This window comes from Janthinobacterium sp. AD80 (genome assembly GCF_002878455.1).
Classification (GTDB): domain Bacteria; phylum Pseudomonadota; class Gammaproteobacteria; order Burkholderiales; family Burkholderiaceae_D; genus Janthinobacterium.
Genome location: NZ_NRDQ01000152.1, coordinates 1 through 16,465, shown reverse-complemented (window position 1 = coordinate 16,465; position 16,465 = coordinate 1). Strand labels below are relative to the sequence as shown.

Genomic DNA, 16,465 nt, shown 5'->3' with positions numbered 1-16,465 from the left:
GCAGCGCTGCCACGCCTGGAAGTGATCAATGCCCATGGCGAGACGGGCATGGCGGCGCGCATGCGCGGCATGCTGGGCGGCATGGGCATCAGCGTGCTGCGGCTGGGCAACCAGCGGCCGTACGGCCTGCAGGCCAGCAGCATCGTCTACCGCCCCGGGCATGCCGAGGCGGCGGCCACCCTGGCCCTGGCGCTGGGCGGCATGCCGCAGCTGCAGGCGTCCGGCGACAGCGGCATCAGCGCCGGTGCCGACCTGCGTTTATTGCTGGGCAAGGATGCGTCAGGCAGCCTGCGCGCACCCGATGCACGGCTGGCGGCGAACCTGGCGCCGTAGCGGCGCACGCTACGGCATGGTCAGCGGGGCAGCAGCTTGCGGTCGGACGGGTCGATCAGGAAGCCCTGCAGGATATCCTGCAGCTGCGGCAGCTTGGCCACGTAGGCGGGAATGCCCAACTGGCGCGCGCCAAAGTAATGGGCGATGATGTCGCCCTGCTGTTCCATGTTGAAGTCGGACAATACTCCGCCCGCCTGCGCATCGTAGCGGTAGGCGCGCTGGGCGATATAGCCGCCGCGCAGGGCCAGCAGGGCGCCATGCAGCAGCACACCATAACCGAGCTGGTATTGCCACACGTGCACCATCTCGTGGATGAAGAAAAGCTTGCCGCTGTTGCCCTCGCGCGCGAAATCCTCGCGGTACTGGGCCGGCATGAAGTGCAAATTGCCGCGCGGCGTCATCGCCGTGTTCTGGTCCTGCAAGCCGAACGGCAAAAAGGAGCCGCGCACGACGCGCACGCGCGCATAGTCGATGGCGTCGCGAAAGACGCTGCGGGCCATGGCGGTTTCGCCGATGGTCAGGGGACGGCGCAAGACACGCATGACACTCCGTCAGAAGAAAGAAGCGGCAAGCATGCGAGCTTGCCGAATACTAAACTGCAAGTGCCTGACAGAAGCGTAGCGAGCGGCAGTGATTTTTGGCCAAGAAGCGCAACCGTACTCTGGTACGGTAAGCATCGCAGGCCGCAAAGCGCGGCGCGCAGTCGCGTATGTCAGGTACGACTAGGCCGACCGCAAGCCGCTGGCTGCTTTGGCGATTTCCGTGATGCGGTCCCAGTTGCCGGCCGCGATCGCGTCTTTCGGCGTCAGCCACGAACCGCCCACGCAGGCGACGTTCTTGCAGGCCAGGAACTGCGACGCCGTCTCTTGCGAGATGCCGCCCGTCGGGCAGAAGGTCACGTCCGGCAGCGGGCCGTAGATGGCGTTGAGCATGCCGATGCCGCCCGCCGGCACGGCCGGGAACAGTTTCAGCTGCTGGAAGCCGTTCTCGCGCGCCGCCATCACTTCGCCTGGCGTCATCACGCCTGGCAGCAGCGGCAGGCCGCTGCTTTTCGCCGCCGCCACCAGGGCCGACGTCAGGCCTGGCGAGACGCCGAAGACGGCGCCCGCATCGCGCGCCTGGACGAATTCCTCGGGACGCGTCAGGGTGCCCACGCCAACGATGGCGCCCGGCACGGCCGACATGGCGCGGATCGCTTCCAGGCCGTGCTTGGTGCGCAAGGTTACTTCCAGCACGCGGATGCCGCCCGCCACCAGCGCGCGCGCCAGCGGTACGGCGTGGTCAGGGTCGTCGATCGCGATCACGGGGATCACGCTCGAGGTGCGCATAATTTCCAGTAGAGTCATGGTCATCTCTTATTTCCTAGCCAAAAAGTCTTCGTCGGAACCGGGCACAGTATCGCCGACATTATCGGCGTCGTGCAAGGCAACGGTGGTGGGAATCGGCGACGGCAGGCCGAAGGTGGTGGCACCCTCTTCCGCCGCGCTGACGGTGGAACGGAACATGGAAAACAGCTCGCGGCCCATGCCGACATGGTTCGGCGACAGGTCGGCAGTGACCAGCGAACGGGCGTGCCAGACGTCGGCCGGCACCAGCGCTTCGAGCACGCCGGTAAACGCGTCGAGGCGGATGATGTCGCCGTCGCGCACCAGGCCCAGCGGGCCGCCGGCGAGAATTTCAGGCGACACGTGGATGGCGGCCGGCACCTTGCCCGACGCGCCCGACATGCGGCCGTCCGTGACCAGCGCAACGTGGCGGCCCGCGTCCTGCAAGTTGGCCAGTGCCGGCGTCAGCGCATGCAGTTCCGGCATGCCGTTGGCGCGCGGGCCCTGGAAGCGCAGCACGGCGACAAAGTCGCGGTCCAGCGACCCGGCCTTGTAGGCGGCCATGAAATCTTCCTGCGAATTGAACACGAGGGCCGGTGCTTCCACCGTGCGGTGCTGCGGCTTGACGGCCGAGACCTTCATCACGGCGCGGCCCAGGTTGCCGGCCACCAGGACCATGCCGCCGTCCGGCGCGAACGGGTTCGCGGCCGGGCGCAGCACGTTCTCGTCGGCGCTGGCGAGTGGCGCATCCTTCCAGAAAACCTTGCCGTCTTCGCCCAGGAACGGCTCCTGGCAGTGCGCGCGCAAGCCATGGCCGAGGATGGTGTTGACATCGTCGTGCAGCAGGCCCGCATCCAGCAGTTCGCGGATCAGATAGCCCGTGCCGCCGGCCGCGTGGAAGTGGTTCACGTCGGCGTCGCCGTTCGGGTAGATGCGCGTGAGCATCGGCACGATGGCCGACAGTTCATTGAAATCGTTCCAGTCGATGACGATGCCGGCCGCCTTGGCGATGGCCACCAGGTGCAGCGTGTGGTTGGTCGAACCGCCCGTGGCCAGCAAGCCGACGACGGCGTTGACGATACATTTCTCGTCGACGATGTGGCCAACCGGCAGGTAGCTGGCGCTTTGCGCCGTGATGGCGGCGGCGCGCTGGGAGGCGGCCACCGTCAGCGCGTCGCGCAGCGGCGTGTTCGGCGTGATGAAGGCGGCGCCCGGCATGTGCAGGCCCATCACTTCCATCAGCATCTGGTTGCTGTTGGCGGTGCCATAGAAAGTACAGGTGCCGGCGCCGTGGTAGGCTTTCGACTCGCCTTCGAGCAAGTCTTCACGCGTCGCCTTGCCTTGCGCATACAGCTGGCGCACCTGGGCTTTTTCCTTGTTCGACAGGCCCGACGTCATCGGACCGGCCGGCACGAAGACGGCCGGCAGGTGGCCGAAGTGCAGCGCGCCGATCAGCAGGCCCGGCACGATCTTGTCGCACACGCCCAGGTACAGGGCGGCGTCGAACATATTGTGCGACAGCGCCACGGCCGTCGACATGGCGATGGTGTCGCGCGAGAACAGCGACAGTTCCATGCCCGGCTGGCCTTGCGTCACGCCATCACACATGGCCGGCACGCCGCCGGCGAACTGGGCCACGGCGCCCACTTCGCGCACGGCCTGCTTGATGATCTGCGGAAAGCCTTCGAATGGCTGGTGCGCCGACAGCATGTCGTTGTACGACGAGACGATGGCGACGGAGGGTTTTTTATATTCTTTCAGCGACAATTTGTCGTTGGCGGGGAAAGCGGCAAAGCCGTGCGCCAAATTGGTACACGACAGGGCGCCGCGCTGCACGCCCTGGATGCGGGCCGCATCCAGATGCGCCAGGTAGGCGCCGCGCGATGGCCGGCTGCGCGCGATGATGCGCGCTGTTACGGATTCGACTACTGGATGCAGCGCCATAATGAATTTCCTTAAAAATGAGTATTTCGTGAAATTTTACTACAAAATGGTGAGAAAGAAGCACTCTTGCTTGGGCCGGCAACATAAATAAGCGACGGATTGCGGCATATCAAGGCAAATCCGGGTTATATCGCGTATCGGAACCTGCCAACACCTCTCTTATATGTCACTGGGACAAACGCTAAAAAAAGCACAACAAAATCGGCTTCGCGTCACAAACTGTAGTGAAATTACGTTTTTCTGATGTATTATTCCCATATCAACGCCGGATCCCTTGTTCGCCACAGCGAACGCGCCGCGCTCCTTTCAACCGAGACAAGCACCCAAGCCGACCGCCATGCGCCAGCCAGTATCTACTCCCGCCATCACCGCCACCGCCAGTTTCCAGTCCCTGCAAGCGCACAGCGCCAGCCTGCGCGACGTCCACCTGCGCCAGCTGTTCGCGACCGATCCAGCACGCTTTGCCAGCATGACGGTAGATGCGGCCGGCCTGCTGCTCGATTACTCGAAGAACCGGGTCGACGCCACCGCCATGGCCTTGCTGATGGACCTGGCCCGCGAACGCGGCGTGGAAGCCCAGCGCGAAGCCATGTTCACTGGCGAGAAAATCAATCTTACCGAACATCGGGCCGTTCTGCATACGGCCTTGCGCGCGCCGCGCGGCACCAGGCTGGTGGTCGATGGCCAGGATATCGATGCTGATGTGCAAGATGTGCTGCAGCGGGTGAAAGCGTTTACGGACAAGGTGCGCAATGGCAGCTGGCTCGGCTACACGGGCAAACCGATCTGCGACATCGTCAACATCGGCATCGGCGGCTCGGACCTGGGGCCGAAAATGGCCTGCCTGGCGCTGCGCTCGTATGCCAACCCGGGCCTGGAAATGCACTTTGTTTCCAACGTCGACGGTCACGACATGGAAGCGACCCTGTCGAAAGTCGATCCGGAAACAACGCTCTTCATCGTCGCATCGAAAACTTTTGTTACGGCTGAAACCATGCTCAACGCCAACACGGCGCGCGCCTGGTTCCTGCTCGAAGGCGAAGAAAAGGATCTGGCGCAACATTTTGTGGCCGTCTCGACCAACACGCAAGCGATCGTCGACTTCGGCATTTCGCCGGACAATATGTTCCCGTTCTGGGACTGGGTCGGCGGCCGCTATTCCGTCTGGTCGTCGATCGGCCTGGCCGTGGCCCTGTCCGTCGGTTTTGAATACTTCAGCGATTTCCTCGCCGGCGCGCATGCGATGGACCAGCATTTCCGCCAGGCCCCGCTGGAACAGAACATGCCCGTGGTGCTGGCCATGGTGGGTTTCTGGAACCGCCAGTTCCTCGACTGCGGCTCCGTTTCCATCGCACCGTATCACCAGGACTTGAGCCGCTTTGCCGCCTATCTGCAACAGCTGGACATGGAAAGCAACGGCAAGCGCGTCACCAAGGATGGCGTGCCCGTCGACGTGCCGACAGGCCCCGTCATCTGGGGCGACTGCGGCACGAACGCGCAGCACGCGTATTTCCAGCTGCTGCACCAGGGCACCGACATCACGCCGATCGACTTCATCGCCGCCCTGCGCGCCACGCACGATTTACCGGGCCACCACGACGCCCTGCTGGCCAACTGCTTTGCCCAGTCGGAAGCCTTCATGACGGGCAAGACGGGCGAAGAAGTGCGTCTTGATTTGCAGGCGCAAGGCTTGCCGGACAACGAGATCGAAGCGCTGGTGCCGCACAAGACGTTCCCCGGCAACCGCCCCAGCAACACCATCCTGATGGACCAGCTGACCCCGACCACCCTGGGCGCCCTGATCGCCCTGTACGAGCACAAGACCTTCGTGCAAGGCGTCTTGTGGAACGTCAACAGTTTCGACCAGTGGGGCGTGGAGCTGGGCAAGGTGCTGGCCAAGAAAATCCAGGCCGAACTGACGGGCGAAGCCCGTCCCGACCACCACGACAGCTCGACCAATGGCTTGATTGCCCTGGCTAAAGCAGCAAAAGCCGCATATTAATAACGCATAACCAAACCTGCTGCGCGTCGGTATAGGCAGCCTGCGATGCTCACTGTGCTCAAGCACAGTTCCGCTTCTCGGCAGCCTCTCCCTCCCGCTCGCTACGGTTTTGTTAGGCGTTCTCCACATTAAGAATAGATGAATATTTACGAAATCAAGGTAGTCAGCGACAAGCCCATGCAAGTGGGCGAATGCCCGCTGTGGCACGGCAAGGAAGCGGCCCTGTACTGGGTCGACATCGACGGGTGCGCCGTGCACCGGCTGCACCCGGCCAGCGGCAAGCATGAGCAATGGAGCATGCCGACGGAACCGTCGGCGCTGGCCATCAACGCGGGCGGCGGCCTGATCGTGGCCTTGCGCAGCGGCTTTGCCCACCTCGACACGAAAACCGGCAGCCTGGCGGAAGTCGCCGCGGCGCCGTTCGACATGGCCACCACGCGCTTCAACGACGGCAAGGTCGACCCGGCAGGCCGTTTCTGGGTCGGCACGATTTTCGAGCCGCGCAACGCCGACGCTGCAGAGATGTTCGTGCTGGAAAAGGGACAAGTACGCAAAGTCTGGTCGGGAGGCATGACGGTGTCGAACGGCCTGGGCTTTTCCCCGGACAAGCGCACCATGTACCACTCGGATACCACCACGCACCGCATCGACCGCTTCGATTTCGACGCCGCCACGGGTGCCATTTCCGAACCACAACCGTTCCAGCGCTTTTCCACGGACAAGAAAGCGGCGGACTACGGCGGGCGCCCCGATGGCGCGGCCGTCGACAGCGAAGGCAATTACTGGTCAGCCATGTTTGAAGGTGGCAAGATCCTGCGCTTCGCGCCGGACGGCCATTTGCTGGGTGAAATCGCCGTGCCCGTGCGCTGCCCCACCATGGTGACATTCGGCGGCCCCGACCTGCGCACCCTGTACATCACCAGCGCCAGCCACAACCGATCAGACGCCGAGATCGCCGCCTACCCGTTGACGGGCCACGTGTTGTCCGTGCGCGTGGACGTGGCAGGCCAGCCGGAAACAGCTTACCAGGCGTAATCCCTTGCCACTCACGTAATCAGAGACCAGTGCTGGCCGTGGGTGCGTCGGATTACGCGCAGCTGCGCTGCGCCAAGCCGACCTGCCGAACTGCCGCTTGCCCATGGAAGTGGCGGGCCAGCCGCAATCGTTTCCAACAAGAAAAAGCGCCGCCCCCCGCAAGGGTCCGGCGTTTTTTTCTTGCGCATGGGCGTAGGTCGGATGAGCGGGGCAAAGCCCCGCGTAATCCGACACCAGTGCTGGCCGTGGCTGCGTCGGATTACGCGCAGCTGCGCTGCGCTAATCCGACCTGCCGAACTGCCGCTTGCCCATGGAAGTGACAGGCCAGCCGCAATCGTTTCCAGCAAGAAAAAAGCGCCGGCACCCGCGAGGTTCCGGCGCTTCTTTACGCTCATGTAGCCAGGCGTAGGTCGGATTAGCGGGGCAAAGCCCCGCGTAATCCGACACCAGTGTTGGCCGTGCCAGCGTCGGATTAGCGCGCCAGCACCTTGCGGATGGTTTCCGCCAATTCCGCCGCGACGAATTTGGCCACGTAGCCATCCGCACCGACACCCTTGACGTGGTCTTCGTTGGTCGAGCCTGTCAGGGACGAGTGGATCACCACGGGAATGGTGGCGAAGCGGCCATCGTTCTTGATGTTGCGCGTCAAGGTAAAGCCATCCATTTCCGGCATTTCCAGGTCGGTCAGCACGAGCGCGACCTTGTCTTTCGCCGTCTTGCCTTCGGTCGCCGCCTGGGCCGAGATGGCTTGCAGGCGCTCCCATGCTTCCTTGCCCGTCTTGGTCATGATGAAGGGCACGCCCATCGCTTCCAGGCCCTTCTCGATCAGCGAACGGGCCAGCGAGGAATCGTCGGCCGCCAGGATCACGGCGCCCGCCGGCAAGCGCACTTGCGGGCCGATACTGTTTTCGTCCACATCCGGGTCGCCCGACGGCAGCACGTTGCGCAGGATCTGCTCGACGTCCAGCACTTGCGCCAGGCGTGTCTTGTCCGTGTCGCCATCGAGGCGCGCGATACTGGTAACCAGGCCGCCGCCCACGCTCGATTCGGCCGACAGCACCTGATTCCATTCCAGGCGCACGATTTCATCGACTTCTTCCACGGCAAACGCCTGCGTCGAGCGGGCGAATTCCGTCACCATCAGGATCTTCAAACCATTGCTCTTGCAGCCGACCGCCATCGGCAAGTCGATCACGGGCACGATCTGCCCGCGAATATTAACCACGCCCAGCATGTGCGGATGCGAACCGGCCACTGCGGTAATGGCCGGCATTTCCATGATTTCACGTACTTTGAACACGTTGATGCCGAATAGTTCGCGGCTGGTCGAGTGATCGCTGGTGCCCAGCTTGAACAGGAACAGTTCGAATTTGTTATTGCCTGTCAGGCTGGTGCGTTCATCGACATCTTGCTGCATTGAATTCATTGTGTCCCCTTGAGCCGTCTTGTAAAGTTAAGCTGTCTGCCCGCGATGCGGACAGAGCTGACTGCAGGCCGCATGGACGTCGGGAGGCGGGTTCGGGGCATGGCCGGCGCTAACGGTGCAGTGGTGAATCGGGCAACGTCGTACTACCAATAGTTGCTATCGATTCCAGTCTGAATTATACGGTTTTTTACTTTCCTCAAAGCTACTTTTAGCCGCCAAGCGCCATCCTGGCAGCATTTCTTGACGTGCCTGTTGCTACAGCGCAAATCGTAATGGCATGGCTGGAAAATTTCCCCGGTAACCATGGTTGCTTTGCAAAGCACGCGCCGCGCGCCCGCGCGGGCGAAAGGCATATAATGAGCACGCAGGCGCGCCAGGCCACGGCACATGGCAAAAGCCCCACGCAAGCGGCACGAATGTAGTAAAATTTCTTGCAATTGCCACTTCTACGTAGTAAATTTACACCACGATAGAGTAGCGACAGACTGGCACTTCCGGTCGGCCCCTCCCCGCTCCGGCTCTTTTACTTTTGCGACGACACTCACTTATGGCTCTTACCGATTTTGACCTGGTCCTGTTTGGCGGCAGCGGCGATTTAGCAATGCGCAAATTGTTGCCTGCCATGTATGCGCGCGACGTCGCGAACGACTTGCCGCCGACGGCGCGCATCATCTGCGTGGGCCGCCAGGACAGCGGCCAGGATGCCTTCCTGAAAATGGTGGAAAGCAACGCGCGCCCGCACATCAAGGCCAGCACCCTGAACGCGGCCACCTGGACCCGCTTCTGCGCGCGCATCGTGTACGTGTCGCTCAACGCCAGCGACGCCAAGACCTATGCCCCGCTGGTCGAAGCGCTGCGCGACGGCGCCGACCTGACGCGCGTCTACTACCTGGCGACGCCGCCGCACCTGTTCGCCCTGATCTGCGACAACCTGGAAGAAAATGGCCTGGTCACGCCGAACTCGCGCGTGGTACTGGAAAAACCGCTGGGCCGCGACCTGGCCAGCGCCAAGCAGATCAACGCCGAAGTGGGCAAAGTGTTCCAGGAATCGCAGATCTACCGTATCGACCATTACCTGGGCAAGGAAACCGTGCAGAACTTGCTGGCACTGCGCTTCGGCAACGTGCTGTTCGAGCCGCTGTGGCGCCGTGAATGGATTTCCGACGTGCAGATCACCATCGCCGAAAAGCTGGGCGTGGGCAACCGCATGGGTTACTACGACACCTCGGGCGCGCTGCGCGACATGCTGCAAAACCATCTGCTGCAACTGCTGTGCATTGTCGCCATGGAACCACCGACCTCGATCGCGCCCGATGCCGTGCGCGATGAGAAGCTGCAAGTGCTGCGCTCGCTGAAAAAATTCACGCCCACCACCCTGGCGCAAAACATCGTGCGCGGCCAGTACCGTGCCGGCCATGTGGACGGCGCCACCGTGCCAAGCTACCGCGACGAGCCGGACGCGCCCGAACATTCGCGCACCGAAACCTTTGTCGCACTGAAGGCGGAAATCGACACCTGGCGCTGGGCCGGCGTGCCGTTCTACCTGCGCACCGGTAAACGCATGGCCGACAGCCTGGCCGAGATCGTCGTGCGCTTCAAGCAGATCCCGCACTCGATCTTCAACCAGCCGACGTCCAGCTTCCAGCCGAACTGCCTGGTGATCCGCCTGCAGCCCGACGAAGGCTTGCGCATGAATTTGATGGCGAAAACCCCGGGCGACGGCATGCGCCTGAAACCGGCGGAACTGGAACTCGATTTCCGCGAATCGTTCAAGACCCCGCGCATGGACGCCTACGAGCGATTGCTGCTGGACGTCTTGCGCGGCCAGCTGACCCTGTTCATGCGCGGCGACGAACTGGAAGCGGCATGGGAATGGGTCGAGCCGATTCTCGACAACTGGGAACAGAACGACAGCGCGCCGATTCCGTACACGGCAGGCACCTGGGGCCCGGCCGCGGCCAGCGCCCTGATCGGCCGCGACGGATTGCAGTGGCGTGAAGAAGCGCTCCCTGAAGACTAAGAATGGAGCGCAAGGAGCCTGGCCTTGCAAGGCCAGGCCGTGAAGCAGGCGCAGAGCGGTGCTCCGCGAAATACCTGCTTCACCGCTGCCAGAAGACTAGTTTGAGAACGCAAGGAGACTGGCCTTGCAAGGCCAGGCCGTGACGCAGGCGCGGAGCGGTGCTCCGCGAATTGCCTGCTTCACCGCTGCCAGAAGACTAGTTTGAGAACGCAAGGAGCCTGGCCTTGCAAGGCCAGGCCGTGACGCAGGCGGAGCGGTGCTCTGCGAAATACCTGCTTCACCGTTGCCGGAAGACTGAAGCCGTTCAGATTCGACTGAAGCCCAAACGGCGAAAATACTGGGGTCGGACCCTGAGGGTCCGACCCCGGAATTTGCTGTTGGGGTGAAAAGGACGCGCACTTAAACAGAAGACTAATCAATGCTACTTGACTCCATCCGCACCCAGCTCGATTCGCTCTCCAAGTCGGAGAAAAAGGTCGCGCTGGCCGTGCTTGACCAGCCTAACCAGACGGTTAGCCAGAACATCACGGCGCTGGCGAAAAGCGCGCAGGTGTCGGAACCGACCGTGGTGCGCTTTTGCCGCACCCTCGGCTATGACGGCTGGCATGAATTCAAGCTGAAACTGGCGCAGGGCCTGGCCCTGGCCATGCCGGGCGCGAACGAGCAGCCGGCGCAGGACGACCTGGCGGCCGACCTGGTAAATAAAATCTGCAGCCGCTCGATCAATACCCTGCTCGACCTGCGCAACAACCTGAACCCGGAAGCGATCCAGCGCGCGCTCGACATCCTGTCGCGCGCCAGCAAGATCGAATTCTATGGCCAGGGCACGTCCGGCATCGTGGCGGCCGACGCGCAGCACAAGTTCTTCCGCTCGGGCGTGCCGACGGTGGCCTACAGCGACCCGAACATCCACAGCATCGCCGCCGCCCTGCTGCGCGGTGGCGACTGCCTGGTGGCCATCTCGCAGCGCGGCAACAGCCCCGCCCTGGTCCGCTCCGTGAAACTGGCGCGCCGCGGCGGCGCCGACGTCGTCGTGCTGGCCCCATCGGGCACGCCGCTGGCCGACCTGGCCACTGTATTGATTCCCATCGACCTGGTCTTCAACACCGACCCCTACACACCGATTTCCGCGCGCCTGGCCTACCTGGTGGTGATCGACGTGCTGGCAGTCGGCCTGGCCCTGCAACGGGGACCTGAATTCCGCAAGAAAATGCAGAATGCGCAGAAAGCGCTGCAGGAATTCGACATGCAGTTTGATTCTTTTATTGGATAGGCAACAAAAATCCGGGGTCAGACCCGCCGGGTCTGACCCCAGCTCTCAATTTTTGGGTTCCTGCCACTGTATTTCTTCCGCACCAAAAGGACTGAACCGCGCCCCGGATTATGTACAATAGCCCGGCAAGCCCATTCACTCTTTCCCGTGCAGCCATGAACCAACTCGAACAACTGAAGCAATTTACTACCGTGGTGGCCGACACCGGCGACTTCCAATCGATCCAGGCCTACACGCCGCGCGATGCGACGACGAATCCGTCGCTGATCCTGAAGGCTGTGCAGAAGGATGAATACAAGCCGCTGCTGGAAAAGGCCGTGCGCGACCATCCGAACGCCTCCACCGCCGAGATCATCGACCGCCTGCTGATCGCCTTTGGCGTGGAAATTCTGCAGACCATTCCAGGCCGCGTGTCCACCGAAGTCGATGCGCGCCTGTCGTTCGACACGCAAGCGACCGTCGCCAAGGGCCGCGACCTGATCGCCCTGTATTCGAATGCCGGCATCGCCCGCGAGCGCGTGCTGATCAAGATCGCCTCCACCTGGGAAGGCATCCGCGCCGCGCAGATCCTGGAAAAGGAAGGCATCCGCTGCAACATGACCCTGCTGTTCTCGCTGGCCCAGGCCATCGCCTGCGCCGAAGCGGGCGCGCAGCTGATCTCGCCATTCGTCGGCCGCATCTACGACTGGTACAAGAAATCGACGGGCATCGACTACGTCGGCGCGGAAGATCCGGGCGTGCAGTCCGTCAAGCGCATCTACAACTACTACCGCAAGTTCGGCTACAAGACTGAAGTGATGGGCGCGAGCTTCCGCAACACCTCGCAAATCCTCGAACTGGCCGGCTGCGACCTGCTGACCATCAGCCCCGACCTGCTGCAAAAGCTGGCCGACAGCGATGCGCCGGTGGAGCGCAAGCTGAGCGCCGAAGCGGCACCGTCCGCCAACATCGTGCAAATGTCGCTGAATGAAGAAGCCTTCCGCTTCATGATGAACGAAGATGCGATGGCGACGGAAAAACTGGCTGAAGGCATCCGCGCCTTCTGCGTCGATTCCGGCAAGCTGAAACAGATGATCGCGGCGCTGCGTTAATTCCCGCCTGCGTCAGAAAAAAAGCGGCGTCCGTGCAGTGCACGGCGCCGCTTTTTTTTAGCCGTCCTCCTTCGCCTCACGACGACTGGCGGCAGCATTGCCGGCTGCAGGACGTTGTGACCGGAAGCGCCACCGTGCCGCGGCACAGTGAACCTTGCCGGCCGCACGTCACGACGCGCGGCAGGCGCCGCCAGGCGTCATCAGGAACAGCGGAAGGTCGCCACACCCTGGTAGTTGGCGCCGTTGGCCAATTGCACCTTGTAGGCAGTCAGCAGCAGGTAGCGGCCAGTACCGCCGTCGCCCAGCATCAGCTGCGCACCCGTACCACTCGACAGATAGCCGCCGGTGATGCTGCTGGACGCCGGCGAAATGATGGTCGTGGAAGCCGTTACCTTGCCCGTGCTGCCGCCGGCGCTGGCGTCGATGGCCATCACGACCTTGGCGCCGGAACCATCGAAGGCGATGCTGGCGTTGCCGCTGGACGTACCGAAGTTGGCGCTCGACGGGACACTGGCGCCGCCCGTGTAGCTTGGCGCCGTGAACGTGCCCGCGTCGCAGGTGAACGTGCCGGTCGCTGGCAGTGCGGCGAGCAGGTTATAGGCGACGTAATGTGCACTGGCATTGTTGCCGCTCAACGTCGTGGCACTGGTACTGCTGCTGAACGCGCCCTTGAACCAGCGTCCCTGCGCGAAAGTCGCGTCGCCGCTGATTTCCCGCGTCACGGACGGGTTGCCCGTCAGGATGATGCTGCCGATGGTGCTCAAGGCGCCGGAGGTATCCTGTACCAGCGGACTGGCCTTGCCATTGCTCTGCAAGCCGATCGACGTAAACACGAAGCGGCTGTTGTCGCCATTCGCGAAACGGGCACTGACGGAACCCGTGTTGTCGCCGGCCGCTGGCGTGACGGGGACCACCGGCGGCGCGACGGGCACCACGGGCACCACGGGCACCACGGGCGGGTTCACGGCAACTGCCGGATCCGATGGGGAAGACGAGCCGCCACCGCCGCAGGCAACGAGGGAGCCGGCGATGAGGGTGAAAACAAAAGCGTGATTCAATTGCATACTATTCCAATAATAAAGACGTGATGCGTCCTTGGCACATGCCAAAAACTTAACGCGAAGCATTATGCAATATTTCTTACAAGAATGCTTGCTCAAAAGAAAATTACTAATACCAACAATGTGACTATAGCGCGCACATCGGTACCGTGGCGCCGCGCTGAAGGTAGAATACAAAGCTACAGTCCGCTTTTCGCTCGCCAATTTCAATTCCATGCAATCACCGATCACCATCCGCCTGGGCCGCCGCGCCCGCGCCCGCATCGCCGAATACGGCGTGCGCGCCAGCGACATCGCCATCGTCCCCGCCGCTGCGGGCGGGCCGAAAGGACTGATCCTGCACCAGCTCGACTGCTGGCTGTTCGGCGATTTCCTGGCCAGGGCGGCACGGCCGCGCCACTTCATCGGCGCCTCGATCGGCGCATGGCGCATGGCTGCCGCCGTGTTTTCCGACCCGGTGGCCGCGCAGCGCCGCCTGGTGCGCGAATACGTGGGCCAGCGCTATCCGGACAAGCCCGATGCCGCGCACGTCAGCCGCACCTGCCGCGCCCTGCTCGACGCCGTGCTCGATGGCCAGGATGCACAGCTGCTGCGGCACAGCCAGCACAGCCTGGGCGTGCTGGCCGTGCGCGGCATCGGCGCGCTGGCGCAGCCGGGCAAATGGCGCGACCGGCGCGGTTTCCTGCTGGCGGCGGCCAACAATGCCGTGGCCCGCGCGCGCCTTGCCGCCTCGCTCGAACGCGTGGTATTCCATGCGGGCGCCGATGGCGCCAGCTGGCTGCGCTCGCGCTTCGACGCCTTCCATGCGCACTTCGTGCCGCTGGCGCAGGACAACCTGCGCGACGCCCTGCTCGCTTCCGGCTCCATCCCGCTGGTGCTCGACGCGGTGCGGGACATCGCCGGCGCGCCGCCCGGGCGCTACTGGGACGGCGGCCTGGTCGACTACCATCTGCACCTGCCGTACCAGCGCGAACCGGACCTGGTGCTGTACCCGCATTTCGCCGACCACATCGTGCCAGGCTGGCTGGACAAGAGCATGCCGTGGCGCCGCGCGCGCGGCGGCGACAGCGCGCTCGACAACATGATCCTCGTCTCGCCGTCGCCCGCCTTCATCGCCAGCCTGCCGAATGGCAAACTGCCGGACCGGCGCGACTTTCCCCATTACGGCCAGGACCATGCGGGGCGCATGCGCGACTGGCGCCGCGCCATCGCCGAAAGCGAGCGCATGGCGGCCGCCTTCGCCCGCTGGGCCGAGCATCCCGACCTGCGCCAGGCGGGCGATCTGTAGCACGGGCGAGACTGCAACAGGCGCAAAAACAAGCGCGCTTTTCCCTCGCCTATTGGTCACTTATCAGTGCATACTATGTCGCACAGGCAATTTAAATCCCTTTGCGACAGGAGTTCCGACCATGCACGCCCTCTCCCACCTTCGTATCGGCACGCGCCTGGCAGCGGGTTTCGCGCTGGTGCTGCTGCTCTCCGTGATTTCCACCTCGTACGCGCTGTACAGCGCGCATGTCAATGCCGAGGCGACCCGGCAAATGATGGAAAAACCGCTGGCCAAGGAACGACTGGTGTCGGACTGGTACGTGCTGATTTATTCGGCCATCGCGCGCACCTCGATGATCGCCAAGAGCACCGATGAAACCCTGTCGAACGTCTTTGCCGAAACCATCGCCGACAGTACGAAACAGGGCAGCGAACTGCTGAAGAAAATCGAAACCCTGCTCGACAGCGATGAAGAAAAAGCCATCTTCAAATCGTCCGTTGCCGAGCGCGTCAAATACCAGGATGCCAAGACCGTCGTCATGAATGCGCGCAAGGCGGGCAACGCGGCGCAGGCGGAAAGCGCCTACCGCGACAGCTTCGCGCCGGCCGCCACCAGTTACCAGAACAACGTCAAGGCCCTGCTGGCGCAGCAGCGCAAGGCCATCGACGCCACGGCGCAGGCCATCGAGGCGGCCAATCAACGCAGCTTCACCCTGCTGCTGACCCTGTGCGCGCTGCTAGTGGCGCTGGGCAGCGTCTGCGCCTGGCTGATCACGCGCTCGATCACCGTGCCGCTGCAGGCGGCCGTGAAGGTGGCCGAAACGGTGGCCGACGGCGACTTGCGCACGCATTTCGGCCCGGCCGCCAGCGATGAAATCGGCGACCTGATGCGCGCCCTGCACGGCATGAACGAGGCGCTGCGCAAGGTGGTGTCGGAAGTGCAGACGGGCACCAACGCGATCGCCACGGCGTCCGGCGAAATCGCCGCCGGCAACCAGGATCTGTCGGCGCGCACGGAGCAGCAGGCCAGTTCGCTGGAAGAGACGGCATCGTCGATGGAAGAACTGACCAGCACCGTGAAACAGAATGCGGACAATGCGCGCCAGGCCAACCAGATGGCGGTGGCCGCGTCGGGCGTGGCCGAACGGGGCGGCAGCATCGTCAGCGAGGTGGTCGACACCATGGGCGCCATCGACACGGCATCGACGAAGATCGTCGACATCATCGGCGTCATCGACGGCATCGCCTTCCAGACGAATATCCTGGCCCTGAACGCGGCCGTCGAGGCGGCGCGCGCCGGCGAGCAGGGACGCGGCTTTGCCGTCGTCGCCACGGAAGTGCGCAATTTGGCGCAGCGTTCGGCCGCGGCGGCACGTGAAATCAAGGCCCTGATCGGCGACTCGGTGGAACAGGTCAACAACGGCACGCGGCTGGTGCGGCAGGCCGGCAGCACCATGGGCGAAGTGGTCGACAGCGTGCGCCGCGTCACCGACATCATGGCCGAGATCACGGCCGCCAGCGCCGAGCAAAGCATGGGCATCGACCAGGTCAACCAGGCGATTGCGCAGATGGACCAGGTGACGCAGCAGAACGCGGCCCTGGTGGAGGAAGCGGCGGCTGCCGCCGAAAGCATGCAGGACCAGGCCGCGCGCCTGGCGCAGGTGGCGGCCGGCTTCCAGCTCGAAC

The 16,465-nt window shown here is 63.4% G+C and carries 13 protein-coding genes; 8 read left to right on the top strand and 5 right to left on the bottom strand.

The window, feature by feature from the left end:
- A partial coding sequence (locus tag JaAD80_RS23500; protein WP_146012504.1) for a LytR C-terminal domain-containing protein occupies positions 1-333 on the top strand: 333 nt, incomplete at its 5' end.
- Positions 334-353: 20 nt separating this feature from the next.
- Here the strand turns inward: JaAD80_RS23500 and JaAD80_RS23495 are convergent.
- The 3 genes from JaAD80_RS23495 to edd form a co-directional block, all read right to left on the bottom strand.
- Positions 354-875, bottom strand: a complete 522-nt coding sequence (locus JaAD80_RS23495) for a Rhs element Vgr protein (protein ID WP_102298067.1) — start codon at positions 873-875, stop codon at positions 354-356.
- Positions 876-1,055: 180 nt separating this feature from the next.
- Positions 1,056-1,685: a bifunctional 4-hydroxy-2-oxoglutarate aldolase/2-dehydro-3-deoxy-phosphogluconate aldolase gene (gene eda, locus JaAD80_RS23490; protein ID WP_071322430.1), complete on the bottom strand. Its 630-nt coding sequence runs from the start codon at positions 1,683-1,685 to the stop codon at positions 1,056-1,058.
- 3 nt (positions 1,686-1,688) lie between these two features.
- Complete coding sequence (gene edd / locus JaAD80_RS23485; protein ID WP_102298065.1) at positions 1,689-3,602, bottom strand: phosphogluconate dehydratase; 1,914 nt, start codon at positions 3,600-3,602, stop codon at positions 1,689-1,691.
- A 337-nt stretch (positions 3,603-3,939) separates the two neighbouring features.
- On the opposite strand from edd, the gene pgi reads away from it, so the two are divergent.
- The gene (gene pgi, locus JaAD80_RS23480) at positions 3,940-5,604 is read left to right on the top strand and encodes a glucose-6-phosphate isomerase (RefSeq protein ID WP_102298062.1); all 1,665 of its coding nucleotides are present in this window, start codon (positions 3,940-3,942) and stop codon (positions 5,602-5,604) included.
- Positions 5,605-5,742: 138 nt separating this feature from the next.
- The gene (locus JaAD80_RS23475; RefSeq protein ID WP_102298060.1) at positions 5,743-6,639 is read left to right on the top strand and encodes an SMP-30/gluconolactonase/LRE family protein; all 897 of its coding nucleotides are present in this window, start codon (positions 5,743-5,745) and stop codon (positions 6,637-6,639) included.
- Between the two features lie 472 nt (positions 6,640-7,111).
- On the opposite strand, the gene JaAD80_RS23470 is transcribed toward JaAD80_RS23475, so the two are convergent.
- The gene (locus JaAD80_RS23470) at positions 7,112-8,065 is read right to left on the bottom strand and encodes a chemotaxis protein (protein ID WP_102298057.1); all 954 of its coding nucleotides are present in this window, start codon (positions 8,063-8,065) and stop codon (positions 7,112-7,114) included.
- A 547-nt stretch (positions 8,066-8,612) separates the two neighbouring features.
- Here JaAD80_RS23470 and zwf point away from each other — a divergent pair.
- The 3 genes from zwf (at position 8,613) to tal (ending at position 12,449) form a co-directional block, all read left to right on the top strand.
- Complete coding sequence (gene zwf / locus JaAD80_RS23465; RefSeq protein ID WP_102298054.1) at positions 8,613-10,085, top strand: glucose-6-phosphate dehydrogenase; 1,473 nt, start codon at positions 8,613-8,615, stop codon at positions 10,083-10,085.
- A gap of 418 nt (positions 10,086-10,503) precedes the next feature.
- On the top strand, positions 10,504-11,358 hold the full coding sequence (locus JaAD80_RS23460) for an SIS domain-containing protein (RefSeq protein WP_034750862.1): 855 nt from the start codon (positions 10,504-10,506) through the stop codon (positions 11,356-11,358).
- A gap of 155 nt (positions 11,359-11,513) precedes the next feature.
- Entirely contained in the window at positions 11,514-12,449 is a 936-nt protein-coding gene (tal, locus tag JaAD80_RS23455) for a transaldolase (protein ID WP_102298052.1), read from the top strand.
- Positions 12,450-12,649: 200 nt separating this feature from the next.
- Here the strand turns inward: tal and JaAD80_RS23450 are convergent, their stop codons facing one another.
- Complete coding sequence (locus JaAD80_RS23450; protein ID WP_180979557.1) at positions 12,650-13,513, bottom strand: hypothetical protein; 864 nt, start codon at positions 13,511-13,513, stop codon at positions 12,650-12,652.
- A 211-nt stretch (positions 13,514-13,724) separates the two neighbouring features.
- Here JaAD80_RS23450 and JaAD80_RS23445 point away from each other — a divergent pair, with 211 nt between their 5' ends.
- Positions 13,725-14,798: a patatin-like phospholipase family protein gene (locus JaAD80_RS23445; protein ID WP_102298048.1), complete on the top strand. Its 1,074-nt coding sequence runs from the start codon at positions 13,725-13,727 to the stop codon at positions 14,796-14,798.
- 121 nt (positions 14,799-14,919) lie between these two features.
- Positions 14,920-16,465: methyl-accepting chemotaxis protein (locus JaAD80_RS23440; RefSeq protein ID WP_102298046.1), on the top strand; the 1,546-nt coding region annotated here is incomplete at its 3' end.

Bases quoted from the DNA above. Each gene is read 5' to 3' on its own strand.
- JaAD80_RS23495 (WP_102298067.1), bottom strand. From the start codon at position 875: ATGCGTGTCTTGCGCCGTCCCCTGACCATCGGCGAAACCGCCATGGCC.
- edd (WP_102298065.1), bottom strand. From the start codon at position 3,602: ATGGCGCTGCATCCAGTAGTCGAATCCGTAACAGCGCGCATCATCGCG.
- pgi (WP_102298062.1), top strand. From the start codon at position 3,940: ATGCGCCAGCCAGTATCTACTCCCGCCATCACCGCCACCGCCAGTTTC.
- JaAD80_RS23470 (WP_102298057.1), bottom strand. From the start codon at position 8,065: ATGAATTCAATGCAGCAAGATGTCGATGAACGCACCAGCCTGACAGGC.
- eda (WP_071322430.1), bottom strand. From the start codon at position 1,685: ATGACCATGACTCTACTGGAAATTATGCGCACCTCGAGCGTGATCCCC.
- JaAD80_RS23450 (WP_180979557.1), bottom strand. From the start codon at position 13,513: ATGCAATTGAATCACGCTTTTGTTTTCACCCTCATCGCCGGCTCCCTC.
- JaAD80_RS23475 (WP_102298060.1), top strand. From the start codon at position 5,743: ATGAATATTTACGAAATCAAGGTAGTCAGCGACAAGCCCATGCAAGTG.
- zwf (WP_102298054.1), top strand. From the start codon at position 8,613: ATGGCTCTTACCGATTTTGACCTGGTCCTGTTTGGCGGCAGCGGCGAT.
- tal (WP_102298052.1), top strand. From the start codon at position 11,514: ATGAACCAACTCGAACAACTGAAGCAATTTACTACCGTGGTGGCCGAC.
- JaAD80_RS23460 (WP_034750862.1), top strand. From the start codon at position 10,504: ATGCTACTTGACTCCATCCGCACCCAGCTCGATTCGCTCTCCAAGTCG.
- JaAD80_RS23445 (WP_102298048.1), top strand. From the start codon at position 13,725: ATGCAATCACCGATCACCATCCGCCTGGGCCGCCGCGCCCGCGCCCGC.